At 35.7% G+C, this 18,244-nt stretch carries 18 protein-coding genes; 17 read left to right on the forward strand and 1 reads right to left on the reverse strand.

All coding sequences use genetic code 11. The annotated features are described in order from the left end of the window. Positions 1 to 168: 168 nt before the first annotated feature. On the reverse strand, positions 169 to 876 hold the full coding sequence (locus HVS_RS00850; RefSeq protein ID WP_094549718.1) for a type II toxin-antitoxin system PemK/MazF family toxin: 708 nt from the start codon (positions 874 to 876) through the stop codon (positions 169 to 171). 1,604 nt (positions 877 to 2,480) lie between these two features. On the opposite strand from HVS_RS00850, the gene HVS_RS00860 reads away from it, so the two are divergent. The 17 genes from HVS_RS00860 (at position 2,481) to HVS_RS00935 (ending at position 18,106) form a co-directional block, all read left to right on the forward strand. Next, positions 2,481 to 7,058 (forward strand): S-layer homology domain-containing protein, encoded by a 4,578-nt coding sequence (locus HVS_RS00860; RefSeq protein WP_101298581.1) that lies wholly within the window; start codon positions 2,481 to 2,483, stop codon positions 7,056 to 7,058. Continuing rightward, a complete protein-coding gene (locus HVS_RS00865; protein ID WP_101298582.1) occupies positions 7,048 to 7,410 on the forward strand; it encodes a hypothetical protein in 363 nt (120 codons plus the stop codon). The genes HVS_RS00860 and HVS_RS00865 overlap by 11 nt, the downstream gene beginning before the upstream one ends. Positions 7,411 to 7,433: 23 nt before the next feature. Continuing rightward, a complete protein-coding gene (locus HVS_RS00870) occupies positions 7,434 to 11,558 on the forward strand; it encodes a transglutaminase-like domain-containing protein (RefSeq protein ID WP_101298583.1) in 4,125 nt (1,374 codons plus the stop codon). A gap of 13 nt (positions 11,559 to 11,571) precedes the next feature. After that, the gene (locus HVS_RS00875; RefSeq protein WP_101298584.1) at positions 11,572 to 11,955 is read left to right on the forward strand and encodes a hypothetical protein; all 384 of its coding nucleotides are present in this window, start codon (positions 11,572 to 11,574) and stop codon (positions 11,953 to 11,955) included. A 122-nt stretch (positions 11,956 to 12,077) separates the two neighbouring features. Next, positions 12,078 to 12,341 (forward strand): hypothetical protein, encoded by a 264-nt coding sequence (locus HVS_RS00880; protein ID WP_159063330.1) that lies wholly within the window; start codon positions 12,078 to 12,080, stop codon positions 12,339 to 12,341. A gap of 3 nt (positions 12,342 to 12,344) precedes the next feature. After that, positions 12,345 to 12,803, forward strand: a complete 459-nt coding sequence (locus HVS_RS00885) for a hypothetical protein (protein ID WP_159063331.1) — start codon at positions 12,345 to 12,347, stop codon at positions 12,801 to 12,803. A 13-nt stretch (positions 12,804 to 12,816) separates the two neighbouring features. After that, entirely contained in the window at positions 12,817 to 13,200 is a 384-nt protein-coding gene (locus HVS_RS00890) for a hypothetical protein (RefSeq protein ID WP_101298587.1), read from the forward strand. 325 nt (positions 13,201 to 13,525) lie between these two features. After that, a complete protein-coding gene (locus HVS_RS00895) occupies positions 13,526 to 13,849 on the forward strand; it encodes a hypothetical protein (protein WP_101298588.1) in 324 nt (107 codons plus the stop codon). 600 nt (positions 13,850 to 14,449) lie between these two features. Further along, complete coding sequence (locus HVS_RS00905) at positions 14,450 to 14,761, forward strand: hypothetical protein (RefSeq protein ID WP_101298590.1); 312 nt, start codon at positions 14,450 to 14,452, stop codon at positions 14,759 to 14,761. Between the two features lie 127 nt (positions 14,762 to 14,888). Then, entirely contained in the window at positions 14,889 to 15,773 is an 885-nt protein-coding gene (locus tag HVS_RS00910) for a glycohydrolase toxin TNT-related protein (protein WP_101298591.1), read from the forward strand. Positions 15,774 to 15,790: 17 nt separating this feature from the next. Then, complete coding sequence (locus tag HVS_RS00915) at positions 15,791 to 16,102, forward strand: hypothetical protein (RefSeq protein WP_192876499.1); 312 nt, start codon at positions 15,791 to 15,793, stop codon at positions 16,100 to 16,102. A 128-nt stretch (positions 16,103 to 16,230) separates the two neighbouring features. Beyond that, positions 16,231 to 16,542, forward strand: a complete 312-nt coding sequence (locus HVS_RS00920; RefSeq protein ID WP_101298592.1) for a hypothetical protein — start codon at positions 16,231 to 16,233, stop codon at positions 16,540 to 16,542. A gap of 18 nt (positions 16,543 to 16,560) precedes the next feature. Next, positions 16,561 to 16,719 (forward strand): hypothetical protein, encoded by a 159-nt coding sequence (locus tag HVS_RS16325; protein WP_157942929.1) that lies wholly within the window; start codon positions 16,561 to 16,563, stop codon positions 16,717 to 16,719. Further along, positions 16,697 to 17,059 (forward strand): hypothetical protein, encoded by a 363-nt coding sequence (locus HVS_RS00925; RefSeq protein WP_101298593.1) that lies wholly within the window; start codon positions 16,697 to 16,699, stop codon positions 17,057 to 17,059. The genes HVS_RS16325 and HVS_RS00925 overlap by 23 nt, the downstream gene beginning before the upstream one ends. A 13-nt stretch (positions 17,060 to 17,072) precedes the next feature. After that, positions 17,073 to 17,456, forward strand: a complete 384-nt coding sequence (locus tag HVS_RS00930; RefSeq protein WP_101298594.1) for a hypothetical protein — start codon at positions 17,073 to 17,075, stop codon at positions 17,454 to 17,456. 164 nt (positions 17,457 to 17,620) lie between these two features. After that, positions 17,621 to 17,782 carry a hypothetical protein gene (locus HVS_RS16330; protein WP_157942928.1) on the forward strand — a complete coding sequence of 54 codons (162 nt, stop codon included), beginning with the start codon at positions 17,621 to 17,623 and terminating at the stop codon, positions 17,780 to 17,782. Then, the gene (locus HVS_RS00935; protein ID WP_101298588.1) at positions 17,783 to 18,106 is read left to right on the forward strand and encodes a hypothetical protein; all 324 of its coding nucleotides are present in this window, start codon (positions 17,783 to 17,785) and stop codon (positions 18,104 to 18,106) included. The last annotated feature ends 138 nt before the right edge of the window (positions 18,107 to 18,244 follow it).

Raw genomic sequence — 18,244 nt, forward strand, 5'->3', positions numbered from 1 at the left:
GGGATAACGTTTGAGCCCCTTAGCATATGGCTAAGGGGCTCTTAAAATAATTTTTTGTATTCGTGATGTCCAAATGGACGGTTCTTTAAGAAAACCTTAAAGAACATTGTTTTAGTAATTAAATTTTAATACATTTTTATAATTTCGTCAAGACCTCTATCAAAATTTTCATGTATCGATAGTTTTCCCTAAAAATAATTTTTTAATCATATTATCGATTTCATTTAATTTATCGGTGCTAAGTATAAAATTGCTTAAAGAATGATAGGCTTTTATAGGTTCATAAATTCTCATTTTGCTTATTGTCCTTATCTGGGACACTATGGCTACAGAACCTTTTTTTAGATTATTCAATTCTTTCATATATCTATCCCTTTTTCTACTACATAATATATGACTTTTATCTTTAATTGTTGACTGTTTTATTTGCTCATCTAAGTAGGCTATTTGGTTTTCTAAAAATTTAATTTTATCTGTAAGTATCGCATCACCTAAATAGAGTTCAAACCTGTCATCAATATCTTCTGGTTTCTCATTATCTTTTAGAGAACGTAAAGGAATAATTGTTATTACTTTAGAACTTTTTTCATTATTATTATCAATTACTAAGCCATAGTGAAGTCCACCTTGTTCTGAGCCAATGTTATAGCCTAAATGAACGGATACAATATTGCCTCTTCTATATTTTATAAGTTTTTTCGGGTCAAACTGTTTCTCATTTTTTAAAAATTTTTCATTCCAGTCGTTTAACCAATAAGTTAATAGTTTTGCTTGTTTAAAATCTAAATCATTCAAAATTGTTTTTTTAAGTTCATTTAAGACCTGAGTTAAACTATTCTCTAAATCTTGTTGAGTTTTTAATTCTTTGATTTCCAAACATACTTCGCCCCCTTTCTACACATCAGGGACATTATACCACGAAAAAAGTTTAATTAACAGTTTTAATGTATTATAATGTAAATTTTAATATATTTGTATTTTATAATAAATTTTACGGAGGGGATGAGACCTGGGATTTGTTTTTTTAAAAATGAGAAAGAAAAATGAATAAGGATGCAATTGAAATAATATTATTAGAGTTAAACGATTTACATGTAGATACTTCGAAAACGTTTAATAGATATCAAGAAAAAATCAGGTAAGATATATTTAAAATGACAGATATTTAAGGGTAATATTGAATAAGTCCAACCTGATACGCTAGAAATTATAATTTTAAGAACTTGAATTTATCAACATGCAACAATCCTAATGGAATTAGAAATTAATCAATTGGAACCACAAAATTAACATTAGCGAAAATGCATGAAGTTTAATATTAGGGATACTCAGCAAAGAAAGAGAATATTGTCTGCTATTTATGGATTGCCTAAGGGCGATGTAAAGAAGTTAAAAGGCTATGAGTATTATAGACTTAGAGTTGGGGATGAGTTATTTTTACCGAGAATGATAAAGAACTTATTATACTGGTTATAGATATAGAGAACAGAGGCAGGTATATGAAAATCTATAGAGTTGTTGTACAGGAATATAAAACTTTTATTCATAAGATAGTCATGTATTCGGTAAACAACGGTGAAAATATTATTAACCTATTACCTGTTACCTAATCCCTGTATCTATGTATAAATCAAATAAACTCCTTTCATTTTTCAAATGTATGAAACGGAGTAAATAAAGTTGTATCAGAAAACATGGTTTATTAGGGCAAAAGAATGTCCTGTAGGCCATGTTTTTTATGTATTAGTTTTAAGGGATAAGGAATAAGGAGCAAGGCCGAAATTAAGATAAATCAATGGATTGGAAGATTGAATAGAAAAGAAAATGAAATGAAAAATGGACAAAATCCCCCCTTAATCCTCCCCCCCTTAACCCTTTTCTCTAAAAGCACTTTATTTTCATTTTTTGCCCTAAAAATTGAGGAATGAAAGGACTTTAGGAAGTAAGGAATAAGGAAAAAGGAATTAAATGGGAGATTGGAAGAGAATAACAAGCCAGTATTTTCAAGGGTTTGAGGGGGATTTGTGAAAGGAGTTTATTTGAAAAAGGAAAGAAGTTTATTTGGGTTACATAAAAGTTGTTACAAAAACCATAGGGAAAAGGTATATATGTGCCTTGGAACTATGGTTTTTTTATAAGGAATATAATTAGGACAAAAGTCGAGGATTTAACAGAATCCTTATTCCTGCTTAAACTCCTTAAAGAACTTTATTTTCATAAAAAATAGAAATGTAGGAAAAGGAATAATAAATTTGACAAACAAGAATTTTTCTCTTGTGTTTTTAATTTAAAAATCTACAAAATAGGACCACCTTTTTTGGAAAAAATAGTATATAATTATACTGTTGTTTTTTTGATGAAGTGTTAGGAGGTGAGATAAAAAGAAATATTTAATTGTGCAGGAGCGTTAAAAAATAGAGAGAAAAGCGATTTACAAAAAAACAATAAATTAATAAAAAAATCTTTGGGGGAGATATAAAATGAGAAAAACTGTTGTTTTTTGTTTGGTTATTTGTTTGGTGGTAACCATCTTTACACCACCTGTATTTGCAGAAGACATTTCTGAAAACATTTCTTTAAAAACCCGAATAGACAGGGCAGTGGAGTGGCTGGTTGCAAACCAGAATCCGAAAGGTTTTTGGGGAAAAGGCGAATTTGCAGCCATTGTGGATACCGCTGAAATAGCAGGGTATTTAAAAGAAAAGTCAACAAAGGCTGAGAGCCTGGAAAAAGCACAAAGTTGGCTTGAGTCTCAAAAAACAAACAATATTGACTATATGGCAAGAGTGTTGCCTTTTATAAGAGAAGAAGATAAAAAGCAGGAACTGCTGAAAGCCATTATTTCAAGCCAAAAAGCCGACGGAGGCTGGGGAGTGGCAGATAATTTTGAAAGTGATGTCTTAGATACAGTTCTTGTAATAAACTCCTTACTTGAAGAAAATGAACTAGATTTGGAAACAGTTAAAAACGGGGTAATTTACCTTGTAAACTCCCAAAATGAAAAGGGAGGCTGGGCGTATGTTCACGGTGGGGAAGCATCTGTAATGCTTACATCCCAAGTGGTTTTATGCCTTAATAAGTTTAATTTAAAGACAAACCTTACTTCAAGCGATATTGAAACGGCGCTTAGAAAAGCAGGGGATTTTCTTGTTTCAAAACAGCAAAAAGACGGAACATGGGGCAAGGATGAGGAAAGATTGGCAGATACGTTAACGGCGTACCGTGCGGTAATAAAGACACTGGGAGAAGAGGCGGTTTTAGCTGCAGAAAATGAAATTAAAGCTTTACAAAAGGAAAACGGAAGCTGGTATGACAGTCCGTACCTGACAATTCTTGCAGTAAAGGCATTAAGTGAGAAAGAAGAACTTCCTCATGCTGACATAAAGGACATAAAGATTTTCAGAAAGGACAAAGAGGACAGGACGGAAATTTACAGCTTTAATTCTTATGAGGAATTGGAAGCAGAAGTTATAAGTGAATATGACAATTCTTTGGCAAAGCAGGTACAGTTTATAAAAGGACCTCATGGAAACATATTGTATTCTGAAGTGGGAGATTCTCTAAGCTGGAATACCATGACCTGTGAGTCTGGAATTTATACCGTTATTGCTCAGGTAAAAGAGGACAAGAGCGGAAAAGTAATTAAGAGCTTTGAAAAGACATTTTTGATTAAGCCTTCTTTTAATATTAGAAATATTGTTATGACGGTAAATCCACGGTCAACCAATTTTAAAGCTGTAACGGTGGATATCAGGACTGCATTTTATGTTGAATCCAATGTGGATAAACAGCTAAAAGCGGTTACTTCAATTTATGATGCCGACGGAAATTTGGTTGATTTGTATGAAAATACATTGGAATATAAGGCAGCAGAACAGGTAAAAACGGTGAATGTGCAAGGCTTTAAGCCTGATGTAAGTTCTCATAATGAATATGTAATAAGAACGGAAATATTTGACGGCGTTTACAAAGCAGGTGAAGTTGAAGGGACTTTTAAAGTTCAGCCACCGCCTCCGCCGACAAGAATAGATGCAGAGCAAAGCCTTAACAAAGAAGTTCTGTACCCCGGAAAAGACAGTGTAACACTTACATATAAGCTGTTTGGAGAAGGGGTTCCGGAAGTTCCTGATAGGGATCCCATTGACCTTGTGCTGATTTTGGACAGATCCGGCAGTATGGGCGGGACACCCTGGTCAAAGACTAAGGAAGCAGCAAAGATTATTGTTGACTTGATTCTTCCCCAGGACCGCTGTGCAGTTATTGACTTTAACAGTACTGCATATTTGCGCCAGGATTTTACCTCTGACAAGGAACTTTTAAAAGAAGTAATAAGCCGCCTTGGCAGTGGGGGAGGTACAAACATAGATAAAGGTATTGCCAAGGGTATGGAGATTGTTGAAGCAGCAGGGAATTCAGACAGCAAAAAGGTGTTTATGCTTCTTTCAGACGGGGCCAGCAATGTATCCTTGGCTTTGGAACAGGCAAACCTGGCGTCGGAAAAAGGCATAACCATATTTACCCTTGGACTTGGAGGAGTAAAGGAAGAACTTCTTAAAAATATTGCACGCATAACAGGAGGAGATTACAGATACAGTCCTACACCCGATGAGCTTGTTGACATGATGACGGAGATAGCCGGGGAAATATTTGATACATCAGGAAGGGATATTGTAGTTGAGGCTACAATTCCTGAAAGTAGGTTAAAGATAAATGAAAAAACAATTGAACCTGCGCCTTCTTCCATAACAGCCGATGCGGACGGCAATACGGTTGTTACATGGAATTATGACAGGTTAATTATGGGACAGGAAAAATATATACATATTACCTTTGAGGGAGAAAACCTTATATCCGATACAGTTGTTCAACTTACCCAAAACACAAAGATAACCTATTATGATGCAAACGGCACGCTTATGGAACTGGAGCTTCCTGATAAAAGCATAGAAGTAAACAAGTATAAGGTTGATACTAAAATTGAAACTGATAAAAGTGAGTACCTTATTGGTGAAGATGTAAAAATAACCGTCAATTCAAAAAATTTAACATCTTATACCTGTGATTTGACGGGCAGGGTTGAAATTCTGGATGATGATTACAATGTTATTGAGGTGATTTCCGAAGGCAAAAGTGTCAGATGGAAGCCGGAGGAAACGCTGAGCCACGATTTCAGCTGGAATACAGCTGACTATATAGCAGGTATATATATGGTGAGGGTAACCTGGAGTGAAGAAGACAAAATAATATCTACACAAACGGGAAGTTTTGAAATTGTGCCTGATAAAGATGTTACAAATAAAGTGGCAACTGATAAGGCAAAGTACTATCCGGGAGAACAGGTAAGCATTATTGATACTGTGTATAATCCCAGCACAAATGCAATAGCGAGGAATTTATCCATAAGGACGGTTATTACCAATTCCAGGGATGAAGTTGTATGGGGCAATGAAAATACAATTGACGAAATTCTTTTTAATGATATGGAAACAAGAAAGAGCCTGTGGGATACGGGAAAAATTGAGCCCGGTCTTTATACCGTTACCTCGGCGGTTTACGGAAAGGATAAACTGTGTGAGGATTCGGTTGTAATTGAGTTGTTGGGAACCCACACCACGGGGTATGGTATCATTGGTTCTTTGGATGTGCTGACAAAAGAAATTTATCCAACAGAAAATGTAAATATGAAAATTGAATTGTCCAATTCAGGAAATATGGATATAGTAGCAGCAAAGAGAAGCGTAAGCATTATAAACCCGCGTACCGGTGAGGTTATGGACACAATTACCGATTATGTGGATCTTAAAATAGATGATTACGATACTAAAGACATAACGTGGAAGCATGGAAAATTGGAAAAAGGCAGATACCTTGTTGTATACAATGTGGAATTGCCAAACGAAACGGTAATTAATCTGGGAAGCGGATATTTTACCGTTGTAAAAGAAGGCGGAAGCAGTTCAGGTTCCGGCAAGCCTAAAGGTTCAAATGATAAAGGGGCTGATGACATTATAGAAGAACCCGATGATGAAATACCCAAAAGCTTGAATTTGGATTTGGCGGTTTCCATAAGCTCCGACAAGCAGGTGTATACAAAAGGACAGATAATTACCTACACAGTTAAGTACAAGAATATGGGAAATAAACCTGTGGATGAGTTTAAAATTGTTGCACAAATACCAATTAATACTTCCATTGTGGACAGTGGAGGAGGAGAAGTTACAGGAGAAGCCATAACGTGGAAAATATCTGGTTTGCCTGAAATGGGCGAAGGTGAGAAAGTATATACCGTTTTGGTGGGTGATTTCAAAGAACCGGAGGTTATAGTTTCCAATACGGCAATTATAGTCAGTGAAAAACAGTTGGTAAATACAAAGGATGACAGTTCCACTATAAATGTTATGCTGCGTTGGGATGAAAATGGTGAAATACTGCACAAAGCATACATTTGCGGCTATCCAGACAAAACCTTCAGACCTGAAAGAGAAGTGACCAGGGCGGAAGTTGCAGCAATGTTCTCAAAAATTATGAATCTGGAAATAAAAGAAGACATACAGACCGCGTATTCTGACGTGAGCCCAAGTCATTGGGCTGCAGGAGCCATTAGGGCGGCAACGGATGCAGGATTGTTCAGGGGTTATGAAGACAATACTTTCCATCCTGATGCAAAAATTACAAGGGCGGAATTTACGGTGGTTGTTGCAAAGTATTTAAAACTTGAGGAAGTTACGCCTTTTGAAATACATTACAGTGATATTGAAGGGCACTGGGCACTGAATCTGATTGAAGAAGTGAACAGGTACAAAATTATAGCAGGTTATGAAGACGGAACCTTCAGGCCGGATGAAAAGATAAAACGTTCCGAGGCGGTTACATTAATTAACAAAATGCTCTATAGAGGACCTTTGAAGGTTGAAAAGAGTTCTTTTGTTGATGTGGAAACCGACCATTGGGCTTTCGGCCATATTGAAGAAGCGTCAAGAGACCACATACTAAATCTTGATGATGACGGCAATGAAATTTATATGTTAAATGTGAGGGGGGTAAACAATGTTGAATAATAGATTTACAAGAAGTGTTTCTATAGTTTTGGTTTTAGTTTTAACTTTGACTTATGTGCTTTCTTCTAAGGAAGTTGCGGCTGCCAGTGTGAGTGCCGGCAGGGCAGCATATTATGCAGGAATGCAAACTGATTTGATGACTTTTGAAAAGAGTTTGCTGGATTTTGAAGGGGATTTGACGGTATCCGGAAGCCTTTCGGGTGATGCCGGTTTTGAGTCCCCGCTAAAACCCAATACGCCAATTGGAAGTTTGGCAGTGGAGTTAAGTTTGAATTATAATTTGCTGAAACAATATATGAAAATAAAGATTTCGTTCAGTTTAAAAAGAATACAAATGATACCATCAGACTAATAGAAGACTACAACAGACTAATTTTGGAGGAATTAGACGAAAACGAAAAAACATTAAAAAAACTTAATAACAAAAAAGCAACAAAGAAGAATGAAGAGTTTAGAGCTCAGGTAACATCAAAAATCTCAGAATTTAAAAAGTCATTGGAAGAATTAAAACAAATATCAGAGGGTATTGATGATTTTGATGAACCAGAGACAGCAAGAATAGAGGCAATTCTAAAAGAGGTGGAAAGTTCTTTCTTTGGTGAGCAGCCGGAAAACCCCATTGGAAATGAGTTGCCACACAGAAATGTGTCTAATGAGCCTAAAGTTGTGTCAACGGGAGGAGAAGCAGCAGCTTTTTATATAAGCGGGATTGAAGAAGGGAACTATGAAGAACTCCCCATAGAGCCTCAATCTGAAGATTTGGCGGAAACTGACGAAACAAGACTGAACCTGGAAATAAAAGAGTTGGCAGAATCCCTTGATTCCGTTGTTGATATGTATGAATATGTAAGGAACAATATTGATTTTGAACCTTATTATGGCTCAAGAAAAGGTGCTTCTGGGGCTTTGGCACAAAAATCAGGTAATGATTACGATCAGGCATCCCTTTTAATAGCAATGTTAAGATATAAAAATATACCGGCAAGATATGTAAGAGGACTTGCTGAAATTGACATAGATAAAGCAATGGAATGGGCACAGGCTGAGACACCTGAGGCGGCAGCTAAAATTCTTGCGGCTGCGGGTATTCCCGTTACCACCATAGTGTCAGGTGGTAAAATAATCGCTGTTTGCATGGAACATGTATGGGTTGAAGCATATGTGCCTTACGGAAGGTACAGGGGAACGCAAAATGAAGGAGAAAAAATATGGGTACCTCTGGATCCTTCATTTAAGGAATATGAGAGAGTTGAAGGAATTACAACTATAGAAGATGTTATAGAAGTTGACAGGGATTCAATCAGTGATGCAGTGGAGATAGTTGATGAAGAGACCGAAAAAGTTTCTAGCGTTGATATAGAATTATATGAAGATTTAATAGATGATGCGGTGGAAAGGCTTCAGGAATACATTGTAAATAACAATTTAGAGGATAGGACGTATTTAGAGGTTTTTGGAGGAAGCAGGATAGCAACCCGAGAAATAGAGTTACTTCCCTTATCGTTGCCTTATAAAACCAGAGGTGGTAAACAAAGGTTTAGCAAAGTTTCTGAGGAATACTCGGATATGGTTAGCTTCAGGGTATACGGACAAGACGCCTTTGGTTTGAATTTTACAGGTCCTAGAGATTTTAACGTGAAGTATAAGGCAGTGGATCTTTTCAACAAGAAGGTGACGCTTTCCTACGAGCCTGCAACACAGGGAGATGCAAATATTATAAAGGAATACGGCGATATATTCAGCGCACCTCCATATCTTGTGGAGATGGTGCCGGTATTGAAGATTGACGGCGAAACGGTGGCAAAAGGTAAGCCGATAGGTTTAGGCTACAGGCAACAGTTTGAGATAGGTATGAAGTCAGCGGGACAGTCTGAGGAATTAGTAAAGAATGATGTAATTGCAGGGTCTTTCTATAATGTAGGATTTAACTATCAAAAGATTTCTGCTTATGAGTTGGACAGTATATCAAGTAAACTTGGGGGCATAGAGTATACTGAAGATAAAATATATTCTGATGAGCAATTGGGAGAAATACTTAACTTTATAGCCAAGGCATATTTTGCAGAACTTGGTTTTATGGATGAATTGCTTGCAGAGAATATGAATGTATCTTCGGTAAGGCAGCTAAGTCAGTGTATAACAGGAGTAAGGGCGAATGTAAATTATCTATTTATGGCACCTGTTGAGCTGACAGGCGGCGGACTTTATATAGACGTCGACAGAAATGTATACTCGGTGGTAAGTAGAAATGGAAACAAGGATGCTTCCAGAAATTACATGATCATTTCCGGAATAATGGGTTCTGCACTGGAGCACAGCATATGGGAACAGGCAACGGGAGTTGAAGCAGTATCCACAATTAAGGTAATGGAGATAGCGCAGGAACAGGATATTCCTATTTATACTTTGTCCAAGGTGGATTTTGCAGAGAAAAGGGATAAATTAAATTTAAGCGACAGTGTAATGGAAGAAATAAGCAATGCAATAAACAGCGGGAAAATTGTAATTGCAGCATCAGAGGAAATTCAGTTAGGAGACTGGAACGGTGCAGGCTATATTGTAATGGATCCTCACACCGGTGCAGCGGGCTACATGATTAGCGGTGGTATTGCAGGAGGAGCATCGTCTGTTATGGTAAACACTGCTCTTCTACTTGATTTAGGCCTTGTAATATGGGATTTAGTAGAAATTGCGCAAATGTTCATAATAGCGATATCTTTAGCACCGGTAAATTTTGTAATAGCGTTAGCTATAGGGTGTGTCGCAGTTGTTTTGCTTTCATTTATTCTTATGAGTTTAATAGAGATTTTAGACCTGTACATAGACTACGTTGAAGGTGATGGAGAAGCAGGAGATAAACTCATTAACAATGCGATATTTAATGCCGGAATAACTTTAGGCGTTGTTGGATTAGGAAAATTTGTCAAATTTTTAGCTCAAAAGGTAGTTGTATCAAAACTTATAGGGGCATTGGGTGAAGAGACTGCCGAAAAATTGCTAAAAGAAATGACTCCTTTTGAACTTAGCAAATCATATAGGAAATTAAACAAAGCCGGAGTATCAAACGATATCATACGGGAATATGCAGAAAAATGGGGCAAAAACGGTCTTGAATGGCTAAATACAAACAGCGTACTAAACTTTACTGGTAGTGAGTTAAGAAAACTTGCAAGACTTGGGGATAATTTGTATAATTATACTGATGAGTTTTTAACTGCATTTAAGTATTCCGGGTGTCAGGATGAAATAATAGAAGGAATATTTAAGTATGGTGATGATATAGCTGATGTGCTAACGAAACACGGTGATGATGCAGTAAGGGCTATATCAAGATATGGTGATGATGCAGTAGAGTTAATAGCAAAGCATGGAGATGAAGCGGTCAGGGCAATAAGTAAGTACGGTGAAGAAGGCCTTACAGCGATATACTACTATGGCGACCAGTTGGTAGATTTAGTGAGAATACACGGCGATGATGTAGTGGAGCATGCAATAAAATACGGTGATGATGCAGTAGAGTTAATAGCAAAGCATGGAGATGAAGCGGTCAGGGCAATAAGTAAGTATGGTGAAGAAGGTCTAACAGCGATATACTACTATGGCGACCAGTTGGTAGATTTAGCAAGAATACACGGCGATGACGTAGTAGAGCATGCTATAAAATACGGCGATGATGCAGTAGAGGTTATAACAAAGTACGGGGATGATGCATTAGAGGCGATTTCTAAGAATATAGATCCGGATTTAATTAAGCAGCTTGATGACTTAGGCATAAAACCGTCTGATTATGATAATTTTAGAATTACCGGACGTGAATCGGCAGAGAAAGTAGCTAAAGCTGTTGAAAATGCAAAATATACAAGAGCCATATTGCAAGAGATGCCCGGTTTTATGGATGATATGGCATCAGTCCTTGATAATGTTGGAATGAGTATAGACAGGTTTAATGAATTAATGGCATTACCGGCGGATTTACTTTCAGATGCTGATAGAGCGGCAATGAAAGCAATACGTGATGCAATACCTATGCCTACGGAAGAAACGATTATGCAGAAAGTTATACCACAGGGAGATATTGCTAATTACATTAGTGGAGAGTATAAGGGAGTTGGAGGTTATATTACTAAAGCACAGGATGTAAAGCAGCTTAAAAATTATGATGACATTTATAATTCTTTAAGGCTGGATTATGTGGATTCCGATTTTAATCCGGCTACTGATGAATGTGTTGGAGTAATAAAGTTTAAAACACCGGATATATCGAAAATAGATATCCCATATAGTCCTGATATGGGAGGAAATGTAGTTAATAAACCACCGTTTACCGGCAATGGTTTTACAGCTGCTACTAATGGTCAAGCGATTCCTGAATTTAGAATTGATGGTTTTATTGATGTTGATGATGGGGCGGAACTGTACATGGTAACAAAGGATGGCGTTGAAATTTTAGTAGCGATTTATAGTGAAGATTTAGGTAGATTTGTTGATATATTGAAGTAAGGAGAAGATAGATATGAGAAATGGTGTTTATGCTGTATACAAGGGAAAAGAATATGAAGCTGGCAGAAGTGTGGAATCAAATGTTATTGTACTACGTTCATATAATCCTAATGATGTGTCAAAGGGTTTTTCCTTGTACAAAGGAATTGTATATGTTAAGCGTGTCCAAAGAAGTGAATTGGAAGAAGTATATCGTATCAGTACTTTTGCAGATTATAAAGGAATTAAATTACGAGCGATGAAAGAAGATAGAGGTAAAATACTTTTAGTTGGCATAGTAGGCGATTACAGAATTTTTGAAAGTCTTGGGATGAAAATGGTGGATAAAGGAGTATACGAGAAATGGGTTGATAAAAGTGATGTAACAGCAATATATGAAGAAAAAGAGCCTTTATAACTATTAAAAACCCCGACAATAACAATATAGTTCGGGGTTTTTTTAAAATGACTTTTTTACTCCGGGCGGATTTACCTCAGGAGGAGTACCGGAGGCGGTTATAAATCGTGTACCTAATACCGATGAATACAGGATTGTTGATACTTTTGATTGGAGTGAGTGAAATGGTGAGAAGGGAAAAGGAATTATTGTTGAAAGCTATTAAAAAAAACGAAATGATTAAATATTTGCAGGGCAGAGATGGGTATAGAGTCGAAATGGAGCCTTGGACGCCTGCCCATCTTCTTACGGATTGGACAAAAATTATACCTTGGGGTATTTATGAGGTGTATAAAGAAAATCCAGAATTAGGATTAGACAAAATGTTTGAAGATGCTATATTATAAATGATGGATGGGGAACCTTTTGATATTTATGTAGCACTATCTGTAGTGTACTTTCAATTACGAAAAGAGCATATAGGTGAATCTCCCTTAGCACAGGATGTAAAGCAGCTTAAAAATTATGATGACATTTATAATTCTTTAAGACTAGATTATGGGGGTTCAGAATTTAAGCCGGCTACTGATAAATGTGTTGGAGTAATAAAGTTTAAAACACCGGATATATCGAAAATAGATATCCCATATAGTCAAGCAATGGGAGGAAATGCTGTTGGCGGACCGCCGTTCACAGGAAATGGTTTTACAGCTGCTACTAATGGTCAAGCGATTCCTGAATTTCTGTGTAATGGTCGTGTTGCTTTGAATGATGGAGCGGAACTTTACATGGTAACAAAGGATGGAGCTGAAATTTTAGTAGCGGTTTATAATAAAGTTGCAGCAAGATTTGTTGATATACTAGAGTAAGGAGGGGATAGAAGTGAGAAATGATATTTATGCCATATACAAGGGAAAGGAATATGAAGCTGGTATAAGTGAGGAATCAAATGTTATTGTACTGCGTTCACAAGATCCTAATGATGTGTCAAAGGGTTTTTCCTTGTATAAAGGAACCATATACTTTAAGTATGTCCATAGAAGTGAATTAGAAGAAATATATAGTATTACTACTTATGCAGAGTATGAAGGAATAAAATTCCAAGCAATAAAAGAAGATGGAGATAAAATTCTTTTGAGTGGTGTAATAGGAGATTATAGGGTTTTTGAAAGTCTTGGAATGAAAATTGTGGATAAAGGAGTATACGAGAAATGGGTTGATAAAAGTGATGTAACAAGGATATATGAGGAAAAAGAGCCTTTATAACTATTAAAAACCCCGACTATAGCAATATAGTTCGGGGTTTTTTTAAAATGACTTTTTTACTTCGGGGGGATTTACCTCAGGAGGAGTACCGGAGGCAGTTGTAAATCGCGTACCTAATACCGATGAATACAGGATAGTTGATACTTTTGATTGGAGTGAGTGAAATGGTGGAAAAGGAAAAGGAGTTATTGTTTAAAGCTATTGAAAAAACGAAATAGTTAAATATTTGCAGGGCAGAGATGGGTATAGAGTCGAAATGGAGCCTTGGACGCCTGCCCATCTTCTTACGGATTGGACAAAAATTATACCTTGGGGTATTTATTAGGTGTATAAAGAGAATCCGGAATTAGGATTAGACAAAATGTTTGAAGATACTATATTGGAAATGATGGATGGGGAGCCTTTTGATATTTATGTAGCATTATTTTTAGTGTTTAATCAATTACGATATGAACATGATGGTAGATCATCCTTTGTTATTGACAGGGATAAAGTGCTTAAGAAGCTTAGGCAAACTTTGATAAACAATAAGGAAAAGCTGATGAATTATTTTGAATGGGCATGTGGGAATTATGAAGGAGGAGCGTGGGGTGAAGTAGTCAGAATAGATGAACTTTGTAAAGAAAAGTTTAATATATCGATATTATAAATAAAAATTTTATTTAAACTCATTATCAATTTTTAAAGAAGCTGCTGCACTGAAGTATTTTAGTGCACAGCTTTTTTCATAAGAATACAATATATTTTTTTATATCATCAGTTAAACTGACAGGCTGAGACTATATGATAATCGGTGGCATTGCAGGAAGAACATCGTTTATAGAGGTAAATACCTTATTTTTGATTAGTTTAGATCTTGGAAATATGGGATGTAGTGAAAATAATGCAAATGTATGTTATAGCGGCAATTTTAGCACAGTAAATCTATTATTGATGATAATTATAAAGTATCTCAGTTGTTTAGTTTTTGTTTACCCTTATGAGTTTATACATAATATAGAAAAATAAAAGTGGTCTTGAATGGCTAAGGTCAAAGAGTGTACTAAACTTTACCGGCAGTAAATTAAGAAAACTTGCAAGACTTGGAGATAATTTGTATAATTATGTTAAAGTCGATGGAGTAATGTTATCGGATATGTAGGTTATAAAGAGCCCATCATTTGTTGATGAATTTGGTAGTGCTAAATGGCAAAAGGGGATGGATTTGTAATTGGTGAGTACAGGATTGCCGGTTAGGGAGGCTATAAGTATGCTAGACAGAGAAAAAGTCAGAAAAGAAGTTGAGAGCTGGGAATCTTTTTCCTACAATTACAATTTAGGTGATAGACCTATGAGGCATAATGAACTTGGAATACGTTTGGTTGATGGAAAATGGCAGTTATATCAGTCTTTTGAAAGAGGAGGGTATAATGTAATTGATACATTTGACAAAGAAAGTGACGCATGTGAAGCATTGTTATACTATCTTCGGTCTGAAAAAGATTTTCAAGAGTACTATAGAAGGTTTAAGGAACAACAAAGATTAAAACGTGAGGAAGGATTAAAAAACAAAAAAGGATAGCATTACATTATTCAGATGTTTTGCAGAATTAAAATATGAAAGTTAACATTTCATAACTAAATATGGGAGGAACTACAATAAATCCTCCCATTATCTTTTATATTAAAATTTAGTACAGTAATTATTTTTGTTATTAGAAATATTTATAACAAAGTATAGGCATGATGCATTAGAGGCGATTTCTAAGAATATAGATCCGGATTTAATTAAGAAACTTGATGACTTAGGCATAAAACCATCTGATTATGATAATTTTAGAATTACCGGATGTGAATCGGCAGAGAAAGTAGCTAAAGCTGTTGAAATGGGCAATTCTCTTAAAGAGATAACCCATCTGGATGATGCACTTGATGCAATTAGAAGTGTATCATTTAGCGGACTGGATGATATAAGAATTAAGTCAATGTTAAAGAATATAGATGACAGTGCAATGTCAGTTTATGATAAAGTAACCGCTAAGGCGACTTTGTTTGAGAAGGCATTAGACGATGGAGTAGTATTGCCGGATATGCAGGTTATAAAGAGCCCATCCTTTGTTGATGAATTTGGCAGTGCTAAATGGCCAAAAGGTGATGGATTTGTAATTGATGAGATTACGGGATTGCCAATTAAGGAAGAAATAAGTCCCAATAATGGGCTTGTATTTGACAGGTATGGAACCGCAGACGGCAGATTTGTTTCTCCTGTTGAAGATGGTGTAAGTTTTAGTTATGATAAGAGGTCTCTGCCTTATATAGAAAATCCATATGCTTATCATAAGTACGAGATTATCAGGGATTTTAGTGAGTTGCCTGATGCAATTCAGAATTGCACTGATCCGGCTTTGAAAGAAGATATAATTAATTATATGAAAACGTATAATATAGGATTTGATGACATAAAGACATTTGAAGGAAAAATTGCTCCGGCATTTGATTCCAACTTTCCTCTTGATGAAGCAGCCACTCAATGGCAGCTTCCTTTGCCACTTAGATTTTTTGAAGATTTAGGATTTATTGATGAAATATTTTAATGTAAGGAGGCATAACCATGCTAGACAGAGAAAAGATCAGAAAAGAAGTTGAGAGCTGGGAATCTTTTTCCTACAATTACAATTTAGGTGATAGACCTATGAGGCATAATGAACTTGGAATCCGTCTGGTTGATGGAAAATGGCAGTTATATCGGTCTTTTGAAAGAGGAGGGTATAATGTAATTGATACATTTGATAAAGAAAGTGATGCATGCGAATTATTACTATACTATCTTCGTTCAGAAAAGAGAAGTCAGGAGAGGCATAGAAAATTTAAAGAACAACAAAGATTAAAACGTGAGGAAGAATTAAAAAACAAAAAAGGATAGCATTACATTATTCAGATGTTTTGCAGAATTAAAATATGAAAGTTAACATTTCATAACTAAATATGGGAGGTACTACAATAAGTCCTCCCATTGTCTTTTATATAAAAAAATTAGTACAGTAATTATTTTTGTTATTAGAAATATTTATAATAAAGTATGGGAATGATGCATTAGAGGCGATTTCTAAGAATATCGATCCGGATTTAATTAAGAAACTTGATGACTTTGGTGTTAAACCGTCTGATTATGATAATTTTAGAATTACCGGACGTGAATCGGCAGAGAAAGTAGCTAAAACTGTTAAAAATGCAAAATACACAAGAGCCATAATGCAAGAGATGCCCGGTTTTATGGATGATATGGCATCAGTCCTTGATAATGTTGGAATGAGTATAGACAGGTTTAATGAATTAATGGCATTACCGGCAGATTTACTTTAAGATGCTGATAGAGCGGCAATGAAAGCAGTACGGGATGCAATACCTATGCCTACGGAAGAAACGATTATGCAGAAAGTTATACCACAGGGAGACATTGCTAAGTACATTAGTGGAGAGTATAATCAAGTTAGAGGTTATATTACCAAAGCACAGGATGAAGCAGCTAAAGAATTATGACGACATTTATAATTCTTTAAGGCTGGATTATGGGGGTTCAGAATTTAATCCGGCTACTGATAAATGTGTTGGAGTAATAAAGTTTAAAACACCGGATATATCAGAAATAGAGATTCCATATAGTCAAGCAATGGGAGGAAATGCTGTTGCCGGACCACCGTTCACAGGAAATGGTTTTACAGCTGCTACTAATGGTCAAGTAATTCCTGAATTTCTGTGTAAGGATCGTGTTGCTTTGAAGGATGGAGCGGAACTTTACATGATTACAAAGGATGGAGCTGAAATTTTAGTAGCGGTTTATAATAAAGTTGCAGCAAGATTTGTTGATATACTAGAGTAAGGAGGGGATAGAAGTGAGAAATGATATTTATGCCATATACAAGGGAAAGGAATATGAAGCTGGTATAAGTGAGGAATCAAATGTTATTGTACTGCGTTCACAAGATCCTAATGATGTGTCAAAGGGTTTTTCCTTGTACAAAGGAACCATATACTTTAAGTACGTCCATAGGAGTGAATTAGAAGAAATATATCGTATTAGTACTTATGCGGAATATAAAGGAATAAAATTACAAGCAATAAAGGAAGATGGAGATAAAATTCTTTTGAGTGGTGTAATAGGAGATTATAGAGTTTTTGAAAGTCTTGGAATGAAAATTGTGGATAAAGGAGTATACGAGAAATGGGTTGATAAAAGTGATGTAACAAGGATATATGAGGAAAAAAAACCTAGATAATTTTTAAAAACCTCGACTATAACAATATAGTTCGGGGTTTTTTAAAAATGACTTTTTTACTCCGGGCGGATTTACCTCAGGAGGAGTATCGGAGGCAGTTATAAATCATGTACCTAATACCGATGAATACAGGATAGTCGATTTTTTTGATTGGAGTGAGTGAAATGGTGAGAAAGGAAAAGGAATTATTGTTGAAAGCTATTGAAAAAAACGAAATAATTAAATATTTGCAGGGCAGAGATGGGTATAGAGTCGAAATGGAGCCTTGGACGCCTGCCCATCTTCTTACGGATTGGACAAAAATTATACCTTGGGGTATTTATTAGGTGTATAAAGAGAATCCGGAATTAGGATTAGACAAAATGTTTGAAGATACTATATTGGAAATGATGGATGGGGAGCCTTTTGATATTTATGTAGCATTATTTTTAGTGTTTAATCAATTACGATATGAACATGATGGTAGATCATCCTTTGTTATTGACAGGGATAAAGTGCTTAAGAAGCTTAGGCAAACTTTGATAAACAATAAGGAAAAGCTGATGAATTATTTTGAATGGGCATGTGGGAATTATGAAGGAGGAGCGTGGGGTGAAGTAGTCAGAATAGATGAACTTTGTAAAGAAAAGTTTAATATATCGATATTATAAATAAAAATTTTATTTAAACTCATTATCAATTTTTAAAGAAGCTGCTGCACTGAAGTATTTTAGTGCACAGCTTTTTTCATAAGAATACAATATATTTTTTTATATCATCAGTTAAACTGACAGGCTGAGACTATATGA

The sequence above is a fragment of the Acetivibrio saccincola genome (assembly GCF_002844395.1).
In the GTDB taxonomy this organism is placed as follows: domain Bacteria; phylum Bacillota; class Clostridia; order Acetivibrionales; family Acetivibrionaceae; genus Herbivorax; species Herbivorax saccincola.

Coding starts and splice junctions, on each gene's coding strand:
- HVS_RS00860 (WP_101298581.1), top strand. CDS start 2,481: ATGAGAAAAACTGTTGTTTTTTGTTTGGTTATTTGTTTGGTGGTAACC.
- HVS_RS00865 (WP_101298582.1), top strand. CDS start 7,048: ATGTTGAATAATAGATTTACAAGAAGTGTTTCTATAGTTTTGGTTTTA.
- HVS_RS00875 (WP_101298584.1), top strand. CDS start 11,572: ATGAGAAATGGTGTTTATGCTGTATACAAGGGAAAAGAATATGAAGCT.
- HVS_RS00880 (WP_159063330.1), top strand. CDS start 12,078: ATGAATACAGGATTGTTGATACTTTTGATTGGAGTGAGTGAAATGGTG.
- HVS_RS00885 (WP_159063331.1), top strand. CDS start 12,345: ATGGATGGGGAACCTTTTGATATTTATGTAGCACTATCTGTAGTGTAC.
- HVS_RS00905 (WP_101298590.1), top strand. CDS start 14,450: ATGCTAGACAGAGAAAAAGTCAGAAAAGAAGTTGAGAGCTGGGAATCT.
- HVS_RS00915 (WP_192876499.1), top strand. CDS start 15,791: ATGCTAGACAGAGAAAAGATCAGAAAAGAAGTTGAGAGCTGGGAATCT.
- HVS_RS16325 (WP_157942929.1), top strand. CDS start 16,561: ATGAAAGCAGTACGGGATGCAATACCTATGCCTACGGAAGAAACGATT.
- HVS_RS00925 (WP_101298593.1), top strand. CDS start 16,697: ATGAAGCAGCTAAAGAATTATGACGACATTTATAATTCTTTAAGGCTG.
- HVS_RS16330 (WP_157942928.1), top strand. CDS start 17,621: ATGGTGAGAAAGGAAAAGGAATTATTGTTGAAAGCTATTGAAAAAAAC.